At 57.0% G+C, this 523-nt stretch carries 1 protein-coding gene; it reads left to right on the forward strand.

Going from position 1 to position 523, the window contains the following annotated elements:
• A partial coding sequence (locus AC27IT_RS28230) for a substrate binding domain-containing protein (protein ID WP_487092324.1) occupies positions 1–467 on the forward strand: 467 nt, incomplete at its 5' end.
• Positions 468–523 lie beyond the last annotated feature (56 nt).

The following is a 523-nucleotide window of genomic DNA, read 5'->3' on the forward strand; positions in this document are numbered from 1 at the left end:
CTTCGACTATCAAGGTGCTACTGGCGGAGGTCCCGCGTATCGTGGTCGCCGCACCGTCGCTGCTGGAGAAGCATCCGGTGAACCAGCTCGAGGAGCTGGCGCAGGCACCTTGGGTTGCCTTGAACCTGTTTTATCGCAATGAAGTGGTATTGCGCCACGGCGCGGACGGCTCGATGCAGCACATTAATATCACGCCAAGAATGTCCACCGACAGCCTGAATGCCTTGCGCATGTCGGCACTCTCGGGGCTTGGCGTGGCAATGCTTTCGGCATGGATTGTGGCCGACGATTTGGCCTCCGGCAAGCTGGTCCACGTCTTGCCTGAATGGCAGGCCGTCGCGCTGCCGATCTATCTGGTTTATCCCTATTCCAGCTACTATCCGGCGCGGCTGCGCACCTTTATCGCCATGATCCGCGAGGTGGTACCGAAGTTTGCAGAAATAGCCATCCCCAACGGCGAGCGCTAGAATTACCAGCATAAAAGTCAATAAAGACAACAGCGAGGAATGTCGTGGAAGTGATT

It is taken from the genome of Brevibacillus sp. YAE8 (genome assembly GCF_057543335.1).